The 18,898-nt window shown below is 61.2% G+C and carries 13 protein-coding genes and 1 pseudogene; 9 read left to right on the top strand and 5 right to left on the bottom strand.

What is annotated here, in order from left to right; all coding sequences use genetic code 11:
• The first annotated feature begins 336 nt into the window (after positions 1-336).
• From acnD to NCR38_RS32875, 3 genes are all read left to right on the top strand, one after another.
• A complete protein-coding gene (gene acnD / locus NCR38_RS32885) occupies positions 337-2,934 on the top strand; it encodes a Fe/S-dependent 2-methylisocitrate dehydratase AcnD (RefSeq protein WP_250478440.1) in 2,598 nt (865 codons plus the stop codon).
• Between the two features lie 33 nt (positions 2,935-2,967).
• Positions 2,968-4,161, top strand: a complete 1,194-nt coding sequence (prpF, locus tag NCR38_RS32880; RefSeq protein ID WP_250478439.1) for a 2-methylaconitate cis-trans isomerase PrpF — start codon at positions 2,968-2,970, stop codon at positions 4,159-4,161.
• Positions 4,162-4,396: 235 nt separating this feature from the next.
• Positions 4,397-5,524 (top strand): YbdK family carboxylate-amine ligase, encoded by a 1,128-nt coding sequence (locus tag NCR38_RS32875; RefSeq protein ID WP_250478438.1) that lies wholly within the window; start codon positions 4,397-4,399, stop codon positions 5,522-5,524.
• A 31-nt stretch (positions 5,525-5,555) separates the two neighbouring features.
• On the opposite strand, the gene NCR38_RS32870 is transcribed toward NCR38_RS32875, so the two are convergent.
• Positions 5,556-6,311: an ATP-grasp fold amidoligase family protein gene (locus tag NCR38_RS32870; protein WP_250478442.1), complete on the bottom strand. Its 756-nt coding sequence runs from the start codon at positions 6,309-6,311 to the stop codon at positions 5,556-5,558.
• Positions 6,312-6,943: 632 nt separating this feature from the next.
• Here NCR38_RS32870 and NCR38_RS32865 point away from each other — a divergent pair.
• The 4 genes from NCR38_RS32865 (at position 6,944) to NCR38_RS32850 (ending at position 12,210) form a co-directional block, all read left to right on the top strand.
• Positions 6,944-8,164, top strand: coding sequence for a hypothetical protein (locus NCR38_RS32865; protein WP_250478437.1), 1,221 nt, complete (start codon positions 6,944-6,946; stop codon positions 8,162-8,164).
• Between the two features lie 592 nt (positions 8,165-8,756).
• Positions 8,757-9,980: a glycosyltransferase family 4 protein gene (locus NCR38_RS32860; RefSeq protein ID WP_086961675.1), complete on the top strand. Its 1,224-nt coding sequence runs from the start codon at positions 8,757-8,759 to the stop codon at positions 9,978-9,980.
• A gap of 375 nt (positions 9,981-10,355) precedes the next feature.
• Positions 10,356-11,597: a glycosyltransferase family 4 protein gene (locus tag NCR38_RS32855; RefSeq protein WP_250478436.1), complete on the top strand. Its 1,242-nt coding sequence runs from the start codon at positions 10,356-10,358 to the stop codon at positions 11,595-11,597.
• Positions 11,598-11,709: 112 nt separating this feature from the next.
• Complete coding sequence (locus NCR38_RS32850) at positions 11,710-12,210, top strand: hypothetical protein (RefSeq protein WP_250478435.1); 501 nt, start codon at positions 11,710-11,712, stop codon at positions 12,208-12,210.
• Here NCR38_RS32850 and NCR38_RS32845 read toward each other — a convergent pair.
• From NCR38_RS32845 to NCR38_RS32835, 3 genes and pseudogenes are all read right to left on the bottom strand, one after another.
• A pseudogene (locus tag NCR38_RS32845) lies at positions 12,204-13,061 on the bottom strand (helix-turn-helix domain-containing protein). The gene NCR38_RS32850 and the pseudogene NCR38_RS32845 sit on opposite strands and share 7 nt — an antisense overlap.
• A gap of 38 nt (positions 13,062-13,099) precedes the next feature.
• Entirely contained in the window at positions 13,100-13,657 is a 558-nt protein-coding gene (locus NCR38_RS32840; protein WP_061121873.1) for a carboxymuconolactone decarboxylase family protein, read from the bottom strand.
• Between the two features lie 131 nt (positions 13,658-13,788).
• Entirely contained in the window at positions 13,789-15,579 is a 1,791-nt protein-coding gene (locus NCR38_RS32835; RefSeq protein WP_250478441.1) for a serine hydrolase, read from the bottom strand.
• A gap of 372 nt (positions 15,580-15,951) precedes the next feature.
• Between NCR38_RS32835 and bfr the strand changes: the two genes are divergently transcribed.
• Entirely contained in the window at positions 15,952-16,428 is a 477-nt protein-coding gene (bfr, locus tag NCR38_RS32830; RefSeq protein ID WP_250478434.1) for a bacterioferritin, read from the top strand.
• A 28-nt stretch (positions 16,429-16,456) separates the two neighbouring features.
• On the opposite strand, the gene NCR38_RS32825 is transcribed toward bfr, so the two are convergent.
• Positions 16,457-17,401, bottom strand: coding sequence for a GlxA family transcriptional regulator (locus NCR38_RS32825; protein WP_250478433.1), 945 nt, complete (start codon positions 17,399-17,401; stop codon positions 16,457-16,459).
• 149 nt (positions 17,402-17,550) lie between these two features.
• On the opposite strand from NCR38_RS32825, the gene NCR38_RS32820 reads away from it, so the two are divergent.
• Positions 17,551-18,744 carry an MFS transporter gene (locus tag NCR38_RS32820; protein ID WP_250478432.1) on the top strand — a complete coding sequence of 398 codons (1,194 nt, stop codon included), beginning with the start codon at positions 17,551-17,553 and terminating at the stop codon, positions 18,742-18,744.
• The last annotated feature ends 154 nt before the right edge of the window (positions 18,745-18,898 follow it).

The following is an 18,898-nucleotide window of genomic DNA, read 5'->3' as shown; positions in this document are numbered from 1 at the left end:
GGCTGGAGCGCGCACATCATCGAGCAACGCATCGACAACAAGATCATTCGGCCGAGCGCGAATTACACCGGTCCGGATAATCTCGAGTTCGTCCCGCTGGCGAAGCGTTCCTGAGGCATACCGATCGGGGCTTCGCTGCCGCATCCGGCAGCGAGCCTCTCTTCTTGCTTCGAGCCGTGTCGCGACGGCGCACGATACCCCAGTTGAGCGTACTCTCTCTTCGAACTCCCAAGCCTGCGGCGCCTGCAATAGCCCGAATTTTCAAACGAAGGGGTCGCCCCGCAATACCCTTCGAGCGTGGCATCTGAAAGACCATGCAATGACCGAGACACCGCGATGAACACTGCAAACCGCAAACCCCTGCCCGGCTCCTCACTCGATTACTTCGATGCGCGCGCAGCCGTCGAAGCCATCGCGCCGGGCGCCTATGACAAGCTGCCCTACACCTCGCGCGTGCTCGCGGAGAATCTCGTTCGCCGCTGCGATCCGGCGATCCTCGAAGCATCGCTGATGCAGCTCGTCGAAAGGAAGCGGGAACGCGATTTCCCTTGGTTCCCGGCGCGCGTCGTGTGTCACGACATTCTCGGACAGACGGCGCTCGTCGATCTCGCGGGTCTGCGCGACGCCATCGCGGATCAGGGCGGCGATCCCGCCAAAGTGAATCCTGTGGTGCCCGTCCAGCTCATCGTCGATCATTCGCTCGCGGTGGAATGCGGCGGCTTCGATCCGGATGCGTTCGCGAAGAACCGCGCGATCGAGGACCGGCGCAACGAAGATCGTTTCGACTTCATCAACTGGACCAAGAAATCATTCAAGAATGTCGAGGTGATTCCGCCGGGCAACGGGATCATGCATCAGATCAATCTGGAGCGCATGTCGCCTGTGATTCATGCGATCGACGGCATCGCGTATCCGGATACGCTCGTCGGCACCGATAGCCACACGCCGCATGTCGATGCGCTCGGCGTGGTCGCGATCGGCGTGGGCGGCCTCGAAGCCGAGAACGTGATGCTGGGGCGCGCGTCGTGGATGCGCTTGCCGGATATCGTCGGCGTCGAGCTGACCGGCAAGCGTCAGCCGGGCATCACGGCCACCGACATCGTGCTCGCGCTCACCGAATTCCTGCGCAAGGAAAAGGTAGTCGGCGCGTACCTGGAGTTCTACGGCGAAGGCGCATCGAGCCTGACGCTCGGCGACCGCGCGACGATCTCGAACATGGCGCCCGAATATGGCGCGACCGCCGCGATGTTCTATATCGACGAGCAGACGATCGAGTATCTGCGCCTCACCGGCCGCGACGACAAGCAAGTGAGCCTCGTCGAGCACTATGCAAGAACCGCCGGGCTGTGGGCCGATTCGCTCGCGCATGCGGAATATGAACGCATGTTGCGCTTCGATCTCTCGACGGTCGTGCGCAACATGGCGGGGCCGTCCAATCCGCACAAGCGCCTGCCCGTTTCGGAACTGGCGTCGCGCGGCATCGCAGGCAAATGGGACGACACGCCCGGGCAGATGCCCGATGGCGCGGTGATCATCGCTGCGATCACGAGTTGCACCAACACCAGCAATCCGCGCAACGTGATCGCGGCGGCGCTGCTCGCGCGCAATGCGAATGCGCAGGGCCTCACGCGCAAGCCGTGGGTGAAATCGTCGCTGGCGCCGGGCTCGAAAGCGGTCGAACTGTATTTGCAGGAAGCCGGCCTGCTGCCGGATCTGGAGCGGCTCGGCTTCGGCATCGTCGCGTTCGCATGCACGACATGCAATGGCATGTCCGGCGCGCTCGATCCCGCGATTCAGCAGGAAATCATCGATCGCGATCTGTACGCGACCGCCGTGCTCTCCGGCAATCGCAACTTCGATGGCCGCATTCATCCATATGCGAAGCAGGCGTTTCTCGCGTCGCCGCCGCTCGTCGTCGCCTATGCGATTGCGGGCACGATCCGGTTCGACATCGAACGCGATGCGCTCGGGATCGGCACGAACGGCCAGCCCGTGTATCTGAAAGACATCTGGCCGAGCGACGAAGAGATCGACGTCATCGTCAAACAGAGCGTGAAGCCGGAGCAGTTCCGTCGCGTCTACGAGCCGATGTTCGCGCTGACCCCGGCGAGCGGCGAAGCCATCAGCCCGCTCTACGACTGGCGCGCGCAAAGCACCTACATTCGCCGCCCGCCGTACTGGGAAGGCGCGCTCGCTGGCGAACGGACCCTCGAAGGCATGCGCCCGCTCGCCGTGCTCGGCGACAACATCACGACCGACCATCTCTCGCCGTCCAACGCGATCCTCGCGAACAGTGCGGCTGGGGAATACCTCACGAAAATGGGCTTGCCCGAGGAAGACTTCAATTCGTACGCGACGCATCGCGGCGATCATCTGACGGCGCAGCGCGCGACCTTCGCGAATCCGACGCTCATCAATGAAATGGCGACAGTCGATGGTCAGGTGAAGAAGGGTTCGCTTGCCCGCATCGAACCGGAAGGCAAGGTCACGCGCATGTGGGAAGCGATCGAAACCTACATGGAGCGCAAGCAGCCGCTCATCATCATCGCCGGCGCGGATTACGGGCAAGGCTCGTCGCGCGACTGGGCGGCGAAAGGCGTGCGGCTCGCGGGCGTCGAAGCGATCGTCGCGGAAGGTTTCGAGCGCATTCATCGCACGAACCTGATCGGCATGGGCGTGCTGCCGCTCGAATTCAAGCCGGGCGCGAATCGCCAGACGTTCGGCATCGACGGGACCGAGACCTATGACGTGATCGGCGAGCGCAGGCCGCGCGCGGATCTCACGCTCGTGATCCATCGCAAGAGCGGCGAGCGTGTCGAAGTGCCGGTGACGTGCCGCCTCGACACCGCCGAAGAAGTCTCGATCTACGAAGCGGGTGGCGTGCTGCAACGCTTCGCTCAGGACTTCCTGGAGTCGTCGAAGGCAGCGGCCTGACACCGGACGCCGTCTCTCTAACAAAGGAATAACATGGCACCCGCACCCCAGATCAAGATCCCCGCAACCTACATGCGCGGCGGCACCAGCAAGGGCGTTTTCTTTCGCCTGAACGATTTGCCCGAAGCGGCGCGCGTGCCCGGTCCCGCACGCGATGCGCTTTTCCTGCGCGTCATCGGCAGCCCGGACCCGTATGGCAAGCAGATCGACGGCATGGGCGGCGCGACGTCGAGCACGAGCAAGACGGTCATCGTCTCGAAGAGCGCGCGGCCCGATCATGATGTCGATTATCTCTTCGGCCAGGTCGCCATCGACAAGCCCTTCGTCGACTGGAGCGGCAACTGCGGCAATCTTTCGGCGGCGGTCGGACCGTTCGCGATTTCGAGCGGCCTCGTCGATCCGGAGCGCGTGCCGGACAACGGCATTGCGGTCGTGCGCATCTGGCAGGCGAATATCGGCAAGACGATCATCGCGCATGTGCCGATGACGCGCGGCGCGGTGCAGGAAACAGGCGACTTCGAACTGGACGGCGTGACGTTCCCGGCCGCCGAAGTGCAGCTCGAGTTTCTCGATCCGGCTGCGGAGGAAGAAGGCGCGGAAGGCGCGATGTTTCCGACGGGCAATCTCGTCGACGAACTTCACGTCCCAGGCGTCGGCACGTTCAGGGCGACGATGATCAACGCGGGCATTCCGACGATCTTCGTGAACGCGGACGCCATCGGCTACAAGGGCACCGAGCTTCAGGACGCGATCAACGGCGACGACGCGGCGCTGAAGCGCTTCGAAACCATTCGCGCATACGGCGCGTTGCGCATGGGGCTGATCAGGAACCTCGATGAAATCGCCACGCGTCAGCACACGCCGAAGATCGCGTTCGTCGCGCCGCCGGCGGAATACGTCGCATCGAGCGGCAAGCGCATCGGCACGGACGATGTCGATGTGCTCGTGCGCGCAATGTCGATGGGCAAGCTGCATCACGCGATGATGGGCACGGCTGCGGTTGCCATCGGCACCGCGGCGGCCATTCCGGGCACGCTCGTCAACCTCGCGGCGGGCGGCGGCGAGCGTCAGTCGGTGCGCTTCGGCCATCCGTCGGGCACGTTGCGCGTCGGCGCGGAAGCGGTCGAATCGAACGGCGAGTGGCAGGTGAAAAAAGCAATTATGAGCCGTAGCGCGCGCGTGCTGATGGAAGGTCGCGTGTGCGTTCCCAACGTGTTGCCGGATTGAGCAGGGTGGATGTTGCGCTCAGGGCCGTGTGCGGCCCTGGCCGCCCTGCTACATCGGGCGCTAGCGCAGAGCGCTCGGGCCGCTGAAGCTGCATGCACGCAATCCGTGCATGCCTCTTTGCTTGCGCCTGATAATCGCACGTCCGTCTTCGACGGAGTCCCATTGAGATCAAGCCGAGTCGCGTAGAATTAAAAACGCCGATTCCGGTCTTCGTCTCCGTGCGACAGGACATCCCATGCTGCAGCCATTTGCGTCATCAGATCCGTTCACGATTGGCGTCGAACTCGAAGTTCAGGTCGTCAACACGCATGACTACAATCTGACGAAGGCGACGACGGAGTTGTTGAATCGCGTCAAGGAAGAGAGTTTTGCGGGAGCGATCAACCCGGAAACGACAGAAGGCATGATCGAGTTGTCGACCGGCGTATGCAGGGACTTCGATCAAGTCAGAAGCGAATTGCAGGTACTTCGCGATACGCTGGTCCGGGCAGCCGACTTTCTGAATGTCGGGGTATGCGGCGGAGGCACGAATTTCTTCCAGAACTGGTACGACCAACGCTCGGACGGGCGCGAGCGCTCGGAGTACCTCATGGGACTGTACGGGGCGCTGTACCAGCAATTCACCATCTTCGGCCAGCACGTGCATGTGGGCTGTTCCGATCCTGACGCCGCGCTCGTTCTATTGCATTCGCTTTCGCGTTACGTTCCGCACTTCATTGCCCTGGCGGCTTCTTCTCCCTTCGTACAGGGAAGCGACACGCAGTTCCAGTGCGCGCGACTCAATTCGGTCGCCCCATTTCCTTTATCGGGGCAAGCGCCTTTCGTCACGCGCTGGTCCGAATTCGAACAATACTTCGACCGCATGACGAACACGGGCCTCGTCAAAAGTCTGAAAGACTTTTACTGGGACATTCGTCCAAGTCCGGGTTACGGCACGATCGAAATACGGGTTATGGACACACCGCTACGTGTGGAATGGGCCGCAGCGATTGCCGCTTATATTCAGGCGCTCGCACGGTATCTTCTTGTCGAGAAGCCCGTGCGGCTCAGTGAGCGGGATTATGAAGTGTACCGAACCAATCGCTTCATGGCGTGCCGGTTCGGGCTGGATGGGACATGTGTGAATCCGCAGACAGGCCAAAGCGCGACGATCCGGTCCGACATCCTCGCCACGCTGGACGCGATCGCCAGCCATGCGCAAGCGCTGGGCGCCGCCGAAGGCCTCGATATCATCCGGCGTAGTGTGGTTTCCGGTTTGAGCGATGCCATGTGGCTACGCCGAATCTACGGCGCGCACGATTCATTGCATGAAGTTGTCCGTCAGCAGTGCCGCGTATGGCGTGGCGCGCAGATGCCCGAATAGACTTCTTGCGCACTGCGTGCCACGTTGCGTCTTACATCAGGCTTCCCCACTCGTAGTCCACCCTGTCGGGATGCAGCGCAAACATGCCCCCGCCCGGCGTGAACGTCAGTTCTCCGAAGTAGATTCTGTCGTGATCGTAAAGATCGACGCGCACGAATTCGAAATCGCTGGCCAGCGCGCGGGCAACCGACAGCAGCGCGTCCAGGTTCGGCGGGCGCGGAGCCGGAGCGGTGCTGCGCGAGTACTTGCCCATCCCGATGTCGAGCAGGTTCCAGTTCTCGTCGTAGATGTCGCCGCGCGGACGTTCTCCGAATCGGTCCGCGATAACGAGGATGAAAATTTTGGGGTCGCCCGGGTGCTTGTTGAAGACATGAAACTTCAGATCGGGCGGAACCTTGCCATCTTGTCCGACAAGAAGTTCCTCGAAGAAAATGCGCCGTTCGATCGTGCGGTAGTGTCGCTCTCGCGCGATCGCATAGAAATCGGTCGATAACCAGCGTTGCGCCATTGCATCGAGTTCTTCAAACGACGTTTCCTTCTTGTCGTTGACGAGATGAACGAATCCGCTGCCGTGATTCGCCTTCATCACGAAGGACGGCGGAAGAGCATCGAAAACGCTCCTGGTGAACACCGATGGCTCGGCGACGAGCGGCACGAGATACTCGCTGCCGATCTTCCCGGCGACGTACTCGCGCACTTTCAGCTTGTCGCTGAGGTCGCCGAAACGCGGATCGGGTTCGAGACAGCGTCGCAGGATCTTTTCATTGAACGTCGTCGGATTGCGCATCTTCGGAAAGCGCCCGATTCTGCGACGATGATAAAGAGTCAGGTACAAGTTATCGGGCAACAATTCCTTGACGCTGTGTATCAGCGACTTCGAGAGAGTCATTCGCTCGCCTCCAAAATTCTTTTAACGTCAGACGAAATCGCTTCCGCCATATTTTTGGCTCGCATTTAGCGTACCGCGTTTATCGAGGATTCGTTGTCTGAAGGACGGCACTTCGATCACAACATGAATTTTCCGCTGAAGCGTCGCCCCGACGTATGTACGCGAGCGCACACACTCGCAAACCACGCGATTGAAACTCGTATCCAACGGTTGTTTCTCTTGCGACGACGACGCATCGACGTTACATTTCCCCTGCCGGCGAAACAGTTGGCCAGACCGGTTTCTCCCTTTCGATGAGTCGCTGAGCTCCAAGGCGTGCGCCCGACCGAAACACATTCGGTCGTTCAACCGGGCGTCCCAGCGACAGACGTCAACACTTGCGTCATCGCATCGAGACTGTCGCGACGGGCAAGCGTCTGCTTGCCCCGGAGCGATTCGCGATGCTTCGGATGCCGGATGCACGTCGCGCATACGCGTGCAGTGCAGCCCGCAGCACCTTCAGAAATCCTTCCAAGGGGCGGAGTCGACACATGCTCAAAGAGAAACGTAGACACACTCGCTGGATCACCGGCACAGTCTCGGCCGCGGCACTCGCACTGCTCGCCGCTTGCGGTGGCGGCGGCGGTGACAACAGTTCGAGCAACGGCTCGACGTCGCCCACGAACTCGGGCGATACCGGCGCAAGCACCCCTGCCGTGCCGACGAACACCACGCCGACGCTAGCCGCGGCGACCGCGGTTGTCGATGGCACGACGCTCGGCACCGCGCAATGGAGCGACGGCTCGACATCCACAGGCGGCACGGGTCAGGCGGTCAATAACCTCACCTGCACGGTGGCGGGTAACAAGTACAGCTACGCGCATCTGTCGATTTATCAGAACGGCAAACAGCTTGCTTTGCCGGCGAACATCGGAAGCGTCGCGCCGACGATGGCCCTGCAGCGCGGCTGCGTCTATCCGGTTCACACGGTCGATGCGTCGGGCAAGATCCGCATGGACGTGACATCGACCGGTTCGTACACGCTGGGTCAGTTCTTCGCCGTCTGGGGTCAGCCGCTCAGCACCACCAACGTAGCAGGCCTCACCGGCAATGTGACCGCCTGGGTCAATACGGGCGGCACGCTCACGAAATACACCGGCGATCTCGCTAGCCTCGCGCTGCCGCAGCATGGCGAAGTGACGCTCGTCGTCGGGACGCCGCCAGCGCAGATTGCGACATACACCTGGACCGACCCGCCGCCCTTCACGTCGACGGTCACCACGCTTTCCTTCGGCGGCGTCGTGGGCAGTCCGTTCTGGGCGGACGGCATGACCTCGACAGGCGGCACGGGTGCGCCGGTAGATGGTGTGATTTGCGCGGCGGGCATGGCCGAAACCTTCCACGTGCACGCGCACGTCGCCATCTTCAAGGACGGGCAGTGGCTCGCGTTCCCGAAGAATGTAGGCATCTTGCCGCAGTGCAACTACGAGATGCATACGCACGACAATACCGGCATCATTCATATCGAAACACCGAACGTGAAGACGTTCACGCTGGGCGAGGTTTTCGATATCTGGGGACAGCCGCTTTCCAGCACGAACGTCGCGGGTATCACGGGCAACATCGTCGTCTATATCAACGATAACGGCGATGTCCGGCGGTACATGGGCGACCCGCGCAAGATCGTGCTGACGTCGCTACGGGATATCACGTTCCAGATCGGTACGCCGTTGCCGACGCTGCCGACGTACTCCTGGTACGAACCGCAATAAACCATGCGGACGAACGCCGCGGTGCGAGCCGCGGCGTTCGGTGCTGGCTCTGCGCGTCCTGGCTTAATGCCATGGATCAGCATATTGCCTGAACAAGAACATATTGCTGACGCCTACCGATCGGCCCGGCGTCTTCGGCAAAATCTGCATCCCCAGATAACCTCGTCCACCAAGCCACGAGTCATGAGGCATGAGCTCGTGGCTTTTGCACGTGGTTCAATTGCCGCCTCTCGGAACACTGTGCATGAGTGGCATCGCAGTTTCTCCGCGTCCTGTCTGTGCGGCACTGCATTGAACGCTAGTGCGCAAGCTGTTATGTTTCCTGCATCGCAGTCGTCGCGCGCGGCTTCAAATTGTCCGCGTTTTACTCGCCGCAGACGAAACGCGCTTGCGCGAGTCTCTGTCATGGCAGAGACGGGCACGCTGCCCGCAATGCCTCAAGCGCAACGTCGAACCACCTCGACGTCGAGTATGATGATTAACGTTATGCCTGAATTCATGGGGTTTTCTGTCGAGTCCTCGACTGTTCAACCCTTCAAGCACTTCGCTCCGCCGTGTTTCTGAACAGGCCTTTCAAGGAGACCTCGACGTCGTGAAGATACTGATCGCGAACACCCTCTACTTTCCGGATGAACCCGGAGGAGCAGAGATATCGACGCGACTGCTCGCCGAAGGTCTGGTCAGGGCGGGCATCGAAGTGTGCGTCGTCTGCGCGACGGGAACGGGCGCGGACCGCGTCGACGATGTGAACGGCGTGAAGGTGTATCGACTACGCTCGGTCAATCTGTATTGGCCGCACGTGCGAGAAAAGCACGGACGCGTCGCCAAGCTCATCTGGCACGCCATCGACGTGTACAACGTCATCATGTCGCGCAAGTTGTCGAGCATCATCGCGCGTGAAAAGCCGGATGTGATCAGCACCAGCAATCTGTCTTGTCTGTCCGTCGATATCTGGCGGCTCGCCCGCAATGCCGGCGTGCCGATCGTGCACACGGCGCGCGACTACTATCTGATGTGTCCGACGGCGATCATGTTCTCGCATGCGAAGCCGTGCGAGCGGCAATGCGGCGTCTGTTCGGTATATGCCCAGCCCAAGCGGGTCGCGTCGGCGCGTGTCGCAGCCGCCGTGGGCGTCAGCCGCTTCGTGCTGCAAAAACACCTGGAAAGCGGCTATTTTTCGCGCGCGACGCGCACTGCAGTCATCTACAACGCCTGCGAGTCCAACGAAGATTCGACCTCGGCGCAACGCACGCGCCGTTATCAGGGCGGTCCGGTCAGGCTCGGCTTGCTCGGGCGAGTGTCGCGAGAGAAAGGACTGGAAGTCCTGCTCGAGCAACTGCTCGCGGACAATACGCTGCAATGGACGCTCGCGGTCGGCGGCCACGCCGATGCGGATTACCTCGAGTCGATCAAGGCGAAGTATGACGATCCGCGCGTCGAGTATCTTGGCCGCGTGAACCCCGACGAATTTTTCGACGGCATCGATATTCTCGTGGTGCCGTCGATCTGGAACGAACCGTTCGGGCGCGTGACGGTCGAAGCGTACTCGCACGGCGTGCCTGTCGTGGGTGCGAACACCGGCGGCATTCCTGAAGTCATCGAGCCGCGCACGAATCTCGCGTTCGACATGGCACGGCCGTCGTCGATCATCGGCAAGTTGCATGAGGCAGTGGCGCTGCTTGAAGACCCGGGCGTGCATGACCGTATGCGCGAATACGCCAGACGCTTCAACGTCGATGCGATGGTCGATGCTTATCGAGCGTTGTACGAAAGCGTGCTCGCCGAGCAGGCGATCCCACGCGTCGTATGCCCGTAATGCTCGCGTATTTTTGTCGATGGCATGCCGAACATCGATTCATAACAAATCTGGAATGTAAGCAGAAGCACGCAAATTGAAAAATTGCGATGCCACCATCTTTGATGGGGTAAACTGGCCCGCACAGCTTGCAGGAAGTTTGATCAGCTCGACCAATCGCAGTGGATATTGCTCATTGCCGATTCGAATCGAGGTGACGCGGCGCCAACTGTTACCCGTCAGGCCATACGCTGGAATACCGGAGCCGCGACACATGAAGGGACACACGACCCGTCGAGTCATCGGGAAGCGCTCATCATCAGGCTGTCGCGCGCGCGAAGACCTTCAGACCGCCAGGACGCCGGCTCGCATTGATCCGCATCTTCTTCATACGCCGTGAAAGTACTGATCGCTAACACGTTATATTTTCCAGACGAGGTCGGCGGCGCCGAAGTTGCGACGCGACTCCTTGCCGAGGGACTGGTCAAGGCGGGCATCGAGGTATGCGTCGTCTGCGCCACCGGAGTAGGCGACGACCGCAGTGAAGAAGTCAACGGCGCGAAGGTCTATCGTCTGAGATCGAGCAATCTCTATTGGCCGCATGCTCCCGGGGAGCATTCCCGTGTCGCCAAACTGATATGGCACGCCATCGACGTGCGTAACACGGCCATGTCACGAAAACTCGCCGACATCATCAGGCGCGAGAGACCGGACATCGTCAATACAGCCAACCTTTCGTGTCTTTCCGTCGATGCATGGCGCGTTGCGAGCAACGCGGGCGTGCCGATCGTGCACACCATCCACGACTATTACCTGCTATGCCCCACGGCTACCATGCTGAGCGGCGGAAAGCCTTGCCCGAGTCAGTGCGGTGTGTGCTCGCTCTACGCAAAGCCGAAGCAGCTTGCGTCCGCCCAGGTCAACGCGGCGGTCGGCGTGAGCGGCTTCGTACTGCAAAAACACGTTGAGAGCGGCTTTTTCCCGCGTGCGACGAAGACCACCGTCATCAACAATTGCTATACGCCGGTCGGAGATTCCATAGGGCGACAGGATTCGAGACGACAGGTCGCGAACGCGCCAGTGAGACTCGGCATGCTTGGACGCGTGCTGCCCGAGAAAGGTCTCGAGCTCCTGCTGGAACAACTCCTCGCGGACAAGACGCTCAATTGGACACTCGCCGTCGGCGGAACCGGCGATGCGGACTATGTCGAGTCCATCAAGACGAAATACGCGGACCCACGCGTGAGTTTCCTTGGACGGGTAAATCCCCCCGACTTCCTGAGCAGCATCGACATTCTCGTGGTGCCCTCGGTCTGGAATGAACCGTTCGGGCTGGTGGTTCTCGAAGCGTACTCGCACGGCGTGCCCGTCGTGGGATCGAGCATGGGTGGTATTCCCGAAATCATCGAACCGCACTCGAATCTGCTGTTCGACGTCGCCCGCCCCGAGACGATCATCGTCAAGATTCACGAGGCAGCGGCATTGCTCGACGAACCATCGGCGCATGATCGGCTGCGCCAGCACGCCAGGAAGTTCAGTCACGATGCGATGATCAACGCCTACGTCGAACTGTACGAAGGGATGATTTGCGTCGAAGAGCGAAAGCCGTCGATGGCGACCGGACGCGAAGCGAATTGATCGCCGACGCTCTGGTTTCGAATCGACGAGCGTGGGATAGAAGTTAGCGAATCGGCCTTGCGAGGTCATCATGCGCAACTCCATGAACGCGGCTGTGAAGTGTTTGCTTGCGATGCTGCTGGCCGCGTTGGTCGTGATGCTCGTGAATGCGCGCGTTCCGGATGACGTGCGCAGTGCGGTTCCCGCGCCCGAACCGAAAGACGTCCGGGCCGCCAGAGTAAGCCACACGACGGTGGCCGCAGGCGAAGTCATCACGCTGGTGGTCCACTCGGCCCCGGACTGCAAATATTGCGCGCGCTGGAAGGGGCCTCTCGCGGGAGAAGGGCATTTCAAGTCCTGGGCCCGCACGCATCCTGGCACGCAGCTTTTCATCGTCGAGCGCGCATCGATTGCCAGCAATGAAACACCGGCGGACTATCCTCAGGACCTTCACTGGCTATCGGAGCAAAGTCAGAAGGAGCAGCGCCTGCGTCCGGGCACGCCGATGTTCGAAGTGTTCGTCGCACGGAAGCTGGTGCTTCGGACCTATGGTCTGGATTCGTGGGACGACGATGTTTTTCCGGCCATCAAGGATCTCGACGCCCGTCGTTCGCATTCCGTTGCGAGTCATTGATCTTCGCGCGGTCCGGGCGAATGCGCGGCAAGCAATTGCAGGTGCCGTGCTTCGGTCTCGTCATCGGCGGGAAACATGCACTCCAGACGCAGTTCCTGCGTCGCGACGTTCAGCGGCGCGCCCACAGTCGTGACCAACGAGAAATAGCGCAGCACGGCGCCTTCACAGACGAAGCCGATCGGAACGACGGGCATCGTGGGCGAGGCGGATTGCCCGTGATGGGTCCTCCAGTCACGTGGCACGCCGGGATAGGCAAGCAGTTCGTCGAGCAGGCGCCTCGTGCCGTCATCGACCATGTGACCGACCGATTCTCGATACACCCGTTGCAGCTAGCTGCGCGCGACGGTTTCCCAGTCGGCCACGAATGGACGCATTCCCTGTGGATCGAAAATCAGATGCAGCATGTTGCGCGGGCCTTCACGCGAAGCCATGTCGATAAAACAGTCGAAGAAACGCGGCGCCGCGCCGTTGGTCATGAGCACGTTCCAGTGGCGATCCATCACGATTGCCGGAAACGGTTCGTGCTGGCGAACGACCCGTTCGAGCGCGCGCACGACGCCCTGCATCTCCTGCGCGTTCCACGGCGCCTCCGAATACAGGGGCGCGTAGCCCGCTGCGAGCAGCAAGGCATTGCGCTCCCGCAGCGGCACATCCAGCGTCTGTGCGAGCGTCAACAAAGTGTCGCGGCCCGGCACGCTGCGCCCGCTTTCGATGAAACTGATCTGGCGTTGCGAGACGCCTGCCTCCAGCGACAGACCGAGCTGGCTCATGCCGCGCACATCACGCCAGTAGCGCAGCAGTTCACCGAGCTCGCCCGGCGGCGCATTCGGATCGGGACGCATGGCGTTCATCGGGTGTTCCGAAATCGGGTTGGATGGATGAAGAATACTCAGGCCACCGGCGCATGCCAGACGAACGCTTCGAACTGCGCTTCGAGCGGCGGCCTCGTCACGCTGCTCGTGTAGTTCGTGATGGTCGATGCGGCAACCACCGCAATGACCTCGAGTATCTGCTCGATATCGAATCCCGCATCGAGAAAGCGTCTCTCGTCCGATTCGGCGAGGCGGCCGCGCTTGTCGATCAATGCACGCGCCAATGCCGACAGCGCGGCCAGCGCGGCGTCTCTCGGCAGAGCGCCTTGCCGGATGGCGTCGACGTCTTCGGAATGCACGCCTTCTTTCAACGCGAGCGCCGTGTGGAACGCGACCGGCCATTCGCTTGCATTCGTGACCGCGTTCGTCAACAGGACGGTCTGAATCTGCGGCTCGGTCAGACTGCTCGCATGCACGCGCTCGAAGAGGCCGATGAAAGCGTTGATCAGCACCGGCGATGCGGCCATCGTGCCCGCGACATTCGGAATCAGGCCGAACGCCTGCTGCAATTGCCCAAGCACGGGCCGCGATTGCGCAGGCGCGGATTCGATCGTGTGAACGGGATAGCTGAGCATGGTATCTCCAGGGCGTTGAGCGCGCCGAAATGGACGCGCGATAGCCGTAGAGTAGAAGCGCTCATGCGTTACGCCAATTACATGCGATGTAATCGGCTTGCCGTTGCTTCGCGATGTTGGCTACGACGCCTTCATGCCTTGTCGTAGATCGAACTGCCCAGCGTCAACGTCGTAGTGCTCGACGATCCGAAGCGGATTTCATAGAGATCGCGGCCGAAATTGCCCGGCACCTTGACCGACATGCCGCCGCGGTCGTCCGCAAGCGGCACGAAGAGTTGATAGCGAAGGTCTTCGTTGCCGTACAGGACATAGCCCGGCAGTTCGGGCAACGTGGTGAGATAGGCCGGCGGATTGCCCAGGATGACGATCGGAACGGCCGTCGGCGAATCGTTCGTCAAGGTCCATTGCGTGCCGGCTCGCTGTTGCCATGCGTTGTCTAGCGGCGCCAGCGGGGCGAGCTGCTGCCCGATCGGCAGCGTGAGATAAGCGTAGCCCGCGCCCGGCACGACGCGCTTCATCACATAGCGGTAGCTGAACGCGTTGCCGCCGCCATCGGTTCCGGAGACGACCGTGAATCGATACGACGCGGTATCGGTGTTGCTCCACCACCATCCGTCGCTGCGGTACTGGTAAGCGCCGACCTGCTTCCACGCACGTTTGGCGCCATCCCATTGGTTCAGCTGCAGACTGCCGTCCGGGTTGGCGATCACCTGAAGCGGCGAGTCGGAGTTGCCGTAGATGCCCGCGGCATTCGCGATGCCCGGCGCCGACGCGGCCGGCGGCGCCGTCGTGCTGATTTTCGCCGGCAGCGAAGCGATCGTGCCATCCTCTTTCAACGCGGACAGAACGAGCATTTCCGCCAGCTTGCGCGCGTCGTAGCCGGAATTGCCGGTGACCATCAGCGCAAGTTGCGCCTGCGGCACGACGAAGAACTCGCTCGAATAAAAAGCCGTCCCGCCGTCTTTCTCCCACCCGAGGACGCCCGCGGCCTGTAGCGCCGGCTGCTGCACCGAATCCCAGCCGAGACCCCAGCGCCATTCGGGCGAAGGGTTGATCAACAGTCCCGTGGACTGGTCCGTGCCCATCTGCGCGATGCCCGCCGCGGACACCACGCGTTGCCCCTGAAATACGCCGCCGCCGAGGATCATCTGCGCGAGATTCATCATGTCGCCGGGCGTCGAGCTTAGTCCGCCGGTCGCGTATGCATTGACGAATTCCTGATACTGCGTGCCGTTCGCGAACGGATAGGAAAACGAACCGTCGCTTGGCACGGTCGTGAGATAGCTGGAGTTCGTCATCTTCAGCGGTGCGAGGATGTTCGCTTCCACGAAGTTCGCAAAGCTCTGCCCGGTCATCGCGAGAACGATCTGCTCGACCATCGTGAAGCCGTCGTTGCAGTACACGGCGAGTTCGCCAGGCAGATGCTTCAGATGCGTATTCGCCAGTTCGGCTTGCGTGTCGGCTGCGTAACCGGGAACCGGCGCAAAGGTGAAGAGGTTGCGCGAATTGGTGCCGGGCAATCCTGATGAGTGCGACAGCAGATGACGCGTGGTGATCTTCGCGTACTCGGGGGAGAGCATCGTGAAAGTCGGCAGATATCGGACGATCGGCGTATCGAGCGTGATCAGGCCGCGGTCCTGAAGAATCGCGGCCGCGAGGGCTGCAAAGAGCTTGCTGACCGAGCCGATGTTGAAGCGCGTCTGGATCGTCGCCTTGGTCTGGCTCGGCACCGACGATACGCCGAACGCCTGTTGCCAGAACACGTTGCCGCCCTTGAGCATGGCCACGGAAATTGCCGCCACGGGCTGTGCGGGGTCTGCAATTGCCTGCTGGATGGCCTGTTGCCCCATCGCCACCGTTTGGGGATACGGCTGCGAGTCGGAGTGATCGCTGCCGCAACCTGGAAGGATCGTCGCGAGCATGCCGGCGCCGGCCGCGCCGAGAAATTGCCGTCGGCCCGCGCTGAGCGCAGTGGGACTGGAAAGTGAAGCGTCGCTGTTACGGTTGGATCGGGGCACGACAGCTCTCCTTGTTGTTATTCGCGGGGCGTACTTGTGCAGCTCGGTCCTTTTGCGCTGGATTATAGGCATGAAAATCGAGCGATAACGCATCGCTCGATTGAAAGTCGATCCTTTCCGTTTCGCGGGCAAGACTAATTTGCCGATGGCGCCGGCATCGCCCTCGCCTACCGCCCGGACAGGTTCCACCGCGAATAAATATGAGTTTCGCTGTGGGCCGGCCGTCGTTCAGCGTCTATCCTGATTGTGTGACCACGCGACCAGGCAGGAGACGGCATGCAAGGCGATCCGAAAGTGATTGACTACCTCAACGCCGAACTGAAGAACGAACTGACGGCCGTGCATCAGTATCTTCTTCACGGCCGCCTCTACGAGCACTGGGGTTTCGAAGAGCTCGGCGCGCACGAATACAACGAGTCGATGGAAGAGCTGACGCATGCGGACAAGTTGATCGAACGCATCCTCATGCTCGACGGAATGCCAAACTTGAACGATCTTCATCCGCTGGCGATCGGCAAGGAAACGCTCGAAGCACTCCAGAACGATCTCAAGCTCGAACAGGCGGCTCAGGTTCAGTGCAAGGAGGCCATCGTCTACTGCGAATCGGTGCGGGACATCGTCTCGAGAGACATTCTGGTCGAGCTTCTCGACGCCACGGAGGATCACATCGACTGGCTGGAGATTCAGATCGGGCTCGTCGACAAGATCGGCATCGAAAACTATCAGCAATCCGCCGTTCACAAGATCGTGTGACGAAGTGACGGGGCCGCTTCTCGCAGGCTCACGGGCCTGCGTTTTCCCTGCTGAGGCGACGAACGGCCTGCGGTGGTTGCCCGGTCGTTCGCAGGAACGCCCGCCTCATTCGCTCTCGATCCGAGAAGCCGACTTCGTCCGCTATCACGTCCAACGACAGACGCCCTTTCTCCAGCAACAGTCTCGCGGCTTCCACACGCAGATGTTCGACTGCTTTCGCGGGCGATTGCCCCGTCTCCGCGCTGAACGCGCGGCTGAACTGGCGCGGGCTCAGACTCGCAACGTCGGCTAGTTCCTCGACGGTCAAAGGATTGCGCAGATTGGCGTTCGCGTAGTCGATGGCTTTCTGGATCCGGTCGGATTTCGGCTCCAGGTCCAGCAGCGTCGAAAACTGCGACTGCCCGCCGGCGCGCCGATGATAGACGACGAGCTTGCGCGCGACGGCACGCGAAACATCCTGGCCGTGATCCCTTTCGATCATCGCGAGCGCCATGTCGATCGTGGCCGTCATGCCTGCCGAAGTCCAGATCGGCCCGTCTACGATGAAAATCTGGTCGTCTTCGACGGCGATTTTGGGAAAGCGACGCTGCAGATCATTGGCGAAACGCCAGTGGGTCGTCGCACGGCGGCCGTCGAGAACGCCTGCGTGCGCCAGGATGAACGCGCCAGTGCATGGGGCCGCGATGCGTCTCGACGTGCTCAGCGAGCGCCTCACGAATTCCGTCAACGTGGCCGACACCGTATTGGTTTCGACTCCGGAGCTGAACATCACCGTGTCGAACGTGGCATCGCCGAACGCTTGCGTTTCTACACGAATGCCCGCCGAAGAGGGGACGAGCCCTCCCTGTTCCGATAGAACGGACACGCCATAGGCAGGCTCGCCCAGCACCGCGTTCGCCAGTTCGAAGGCGGTCACTGCCGCGAATCCCAGCAGGTAGAAATTCGGAAACACCACAAAGGCGATCGTGTGCATGGCGGGCCCTGCTCATCATGTCCTAAATCCCTTGTGTATATGACATTTGAGCCACAGTCAACGAGGCTTAAGCTCTTTTCAAGCGTCGTTGACGCAGGCAAAGGCCCGACGGGCGACCGAATCTCACCGTGCTTCAGAAGAACTTTTGTATGGATCGTCGATTACTGATATTGGCAACGGGCATGTTCGCGATGGGCACCGACAACTTTGTCGTCGCCGGTATTCTTCCGGACGTCGCTGCCTCACTGCATACGTCCGTCGGCCTCGCTGGGCTGATGGTGACCTTCTACGCGTTGACCTATGCGATGGCGGCGCCTGTCATGGCCGCCCTGACGGGCAACTGGCCGCGCAAGCTGCTGCTGATTTCGGCGCTGGGCATTTTCGTCGTCGGGAACGCCGTCAGTGCATTGGCGGCAGACTTGCAGTGGGTTCTCCTTGCCCGCGCTCTTGCCGGTTTTGGCGCCGCGCTGTTCTCACCGACGGCGTTGGGCGTGGCCTCGGCGATTGCAGCGCCCGAAAGACGAGGCCGTGCGCTGGCGACGGTTACGGCCGGTCTGACGGCAGCGACCGCGCTCGGCTCGCCGATGGGCACTTTCATCGGCGAATTCGGCGGCTGGAGGATGACGCTGTGGTTCGTCACCGCGCTCGGGATTGTTGCGATGATCGGCGTATGGACCATGCTGCCGTCGGTTCCGCGGCCGCAATCAGTCGGATTGCGTGAGCGGCTTGCGCCTGTTCTCGATGTGCGTATCGCGTTCACCTTGCTCACGTCGCTATTCGCCTTCGGCGGATTTCTGATGGTCTACACGTACGCGGGCGTCGTGCTGGCGCGCGTAACGCACGGCGATGAAAGCATTCTCGCGGGCATGTTTTTGTTGTGGGGCGTGGCGGCGACAGCCGGTAACCTGCTATCCGGCCGGCTCGTGGACCAGTTCGAGAGCCGCACGCTGATCAATGCGATGTTGTGGCTCGCCGTCATCAATTTCTGCGCTTTGCCGTGGACTTCTGCGCACGCATACGGTGCTGCGATAGCGCTCGTTGTATGGGGGATATGTGGATGGGGGCTTCTCGTTCCGCAACAGCATCGTCTCGTGCAGATCTCGCCGCATGTCGCGCCTCTGGTGCTCGCACTGAATAACACGGCCACCTATATCGGACTCGCGTGCTCGGGTTTGCTGGGGGGCGCGTTGATCCCGAGACTCGGCGGACAGTATCTGAGCCTGATCGCCGCAGTGCTAATCGCAATTGCTTTTGTTTTCGCGGAGGCCGCGCATCATTGCATGCGGCGACCGCCGACCGTGCATCGCAAGCTATTCAGCATGCTGCCCGACACCGTGGAATGAGCAGACCAACTTGCCGCAAGGTCTGGATTAGCCCCCCGTTTGAACGGCATGTCCAAACGCAAAAACCCCACCTTTGCGGGGTGGGGTTTTTGTTTATCGCATGAGGAGCCTGACGATTACCTACTTTCACACGGGTATCCGCACTATCATCGGC

Origin of the sequence: Caballeronia sp. INML1 (genome assembly GCF_023631085.1) — a bacterium.
In the GTDB taxonomy this organism is placed as follows: domain Bacteria; phylum Pseudomonadota; class Gammaproteobacteria; order Burkholderiales; family Burkholderiaceae; genus Caballeronia; species Caballeronia turbans.
This window is presented reverse-complemented; position numbering and strand designations above follow the sequence as displayed.